Raw genomic sequence first — 2337 nt, 5'->3', positions numbered from 1 at the left:
CCCGGGCGGCCCGGCCCGGCTAACTCAACTATTCTGGAAGGGATGAGCGAATCCCCAGAATCCCCCGGCCTGCAGGCAAACCCGGAGTCCGGCGCCCCGGACCAGAGCCAGTTGCCGCGCCCCGTGACCCCCGGCAGCCAGGCCTCGTTCGGCACCTATGGGGGCCGTCCGGTGAGCTTTGTGCGCCGCGGCACGCGCCTTCAGGGCCGACGCCAGGCGGCCTGGGAGGAACACGCGGACCGTTGGGCGGTTGAGGTCCCCCGCCATGTCGCAAACACCTCCGTCCACCCGGACTATGTGTTCGACGCAGAGGCCGAATTCGGCCGCACGGCTCCGCTGGTTGTCGAGATTGGCTCCGGACTGGGCGACGCCGTTTGCCACGCCGCGGAGCAAAACCCGGACAAGGACTTCCTGGCCGTGGAGGTTTACACCCCCGGCTTGGCCAATACCTTGATCAAAATCAACAGCCGCGGACTGAGCAACGTGCGGGTTGTCGAGGCGAACGCCCCTGAGGTGCTCGCCACCATGCTCCCGGCCGGCTCCGTCACGGAACTATGGGTGTTCTTCCCGGATCCATGGCACAAGTCCCGGCATCACAAGCGCCGCCTCATTCAACCGGCGTTCGCTGATCTCGCCGCCCGGGCCATCAAGCCCGGCGGCATCTTCCGGATCGCGACCGACTGGTCCAACTACGCCGTTCACGTCCGCGAGGTCATGGCGGGCTCGGCGGAGTTCGAGAACTTGCACCAGGGCGAGCGCGCCGGCGCGGACAGCCCCCTGACCCAGGTGTGGGAATCCGGCGTCGAGTCCCGCGTGGGCGGAGCACCGGTCAAGGAAGGCCGGGCGCCGGTCAGCACCGAGCACACCGGACCCAACGAGGGCGTCGACGGGACCGGCGGGTGGGCGCCGCGGTTTGAGGGCCGTGTTCTGACCAGTTTCGAAAACAAGGCGCACGAAGCCGGCCGCCTGATCTTCGACCTCAGCTACCGCCGAATTTAGGCACCACGGCGCGCGGGTATCTTTTGTTGAGCGGCTTCGCGTGGCACGATTACGGAACGAACCACGCTGGGTAGTACTAAGGACACGATCATCAAACGAGAATTGAACGACGCTGCTGACGTCGCCGAGGACGTCACTAATTCGAAGCCCCTCGAAATCGCAGCGCGGGCCGGGTTCGCCGTGTCGGGGTTGCTGCACTTCCTCATCGGGCTGGTCGCGATCCGGCTTGCCATGGGCGGTCAGGGCCAGGCCGATGTCAGCGGCGCGGTGGAAGAGCTCGCCCGGCAGCCGGCGGGGCCGTTTCTGCTCTGGACGTCGTTTGCTGCCTGCGTGGCGCTGGCCATCTGGCAGGCGTCCGATGCCATTTTCGATTTCGGGCACCTGCCGACCAAGAAAAAGGTCGGCAAGAAACTCAAGGCAGCCCTGCAGGCCGTGGTGTACACCGCGTTCGCCCTGACGCTCGCGTCGGTCGCCACCGGGGCCGGCTCCGACAACCGCGAGTCGACTTCCGACATGACCGTAAACCTCATGAAGGCACCGGGCGGCGTTGCACTCCTGGTGATCATCGGCGCCGCGGTAGCCGTCACCGGGATCGTCTACGCGATCCGCGGCTTCAAGAAGTCCTTCATCAAGTACCTGCGCATGCCGTCCCAGCCGCAGGCGCGCACCGCAGTGACGGTGATCGGCATGGTGGGCTACGTTGCCAAGGGCTTTGCCCTGCTGCTGGTGGGCCTGCTCATCATCATCGCCACGGTGAAGGCACACCCCGAAGAGTCAACCGGGCTCGACGGCAGCCTGAAGGCCCTGCGGGAGCAGCCGTTCGGCGTGTACTTGCTGGCCGCAGTGGGCGTCGGCCTGATCTGTTACGGCATCTACATGGCGGTGCGGGCCAAGCTCGCGAAAATGTAGGCCCGCGCCGGTTTCCATGTCCCGGACCGGACGGACCGCCGCGCCCCAGGAGTGGGCTACCCCTGGGGCAGGGAGATGACAGCAACGGTCTGCTCCTGCTCATCGCGCATCTCGACACTGGCGATCCTGGCCAGCTGCACCGGCGTCGCCCCGGTGATCCGGACTCTGCCGGTGGGCGTGGCCGTCCACGCGCAGGCGCGGTCCACGCCGCCGTCACGGTCCTTTACCCAGAGTGAGAGGGTCCCGGCGACGGGCAGGCTGCGGCCGTCCACCGCCAGTTCGGTGCCCCAGGTTTTCTTGACGAGCCCCACCGTGACCTCCAACCCGCTGCTGGCCGCAACGGAATAGCTCGCGTCCGGTTTGGCGGGCTGGTTCAGCAGCGGACCGGCCAAGATCCCCAGCCCCAGGCATGCGGCGGCCGCCGCGGCC

At 67.4% G+C, this 2337-nt stretch carries 2 protein-coding genes and 1 pseudogene; 2 read left to right on the top strand and 1 reads right to left on the bottom strand.

The window, feature by feature from the left end; genetic code table 11:
- The first annotated feature begins 42 nt into the window (after positions 1-42).
- A complete protein-coding gene (gene trmB, locus Y706_RS0103225; RefSeq protein ID WP_028275436.1) occupies positions 43-999 on the top strand; it encodes a tRNA (guanosine(46)-N7)-methyltransferase TrmB in 957 nt (318 codons plus the stop codon).
- Between the two features lie 102 nt (positions 1000-1101).
- Complete coding sequence (locus Y706_RS0103220; protein ID WP_028275435.1) at positions 1102-1908, top strand: DUF1206 domain-containing protein; 807 nt, start codon at positions 1102-1104, stop codon at positions 1906-1908.
- A gap of 56 nt (positions 1909-1964) precedes the next feature.
- Here Y706_RS0103220 and Y706_RS27730 read toward each other — a convergent pair.
- A pseudogene (locus Y706_RS27730) lies at positions 1965-2337 on the bottom strand (anti-sigma factor); the annotation flags it as partial.

Origin of the sequence: Arthrobacter sp. I3 (genome assembly GCF_000520575.1) — a bacterium.
Classification (GTDB): Bacteria; Actinomycetota; Actinomycetes; order Actinomycetales; family Micrococcaceae; genus Arthrobacter; species Arthrobacter humicola_A.
Note: the sequence above shows the minus strand (reverse complement) of the source record. Positions and strands in the feature narration are given on the sequence as shown.

Excerpts from the sequence above, each read along its gene's own strand:
- trmB (WP_028275436.1), top strand. The coding sequence starts at position 43 with ATGAGCGAATCCCCAGAATCCCCCGGCCTGCAGGCAAACCCGGAGTCC.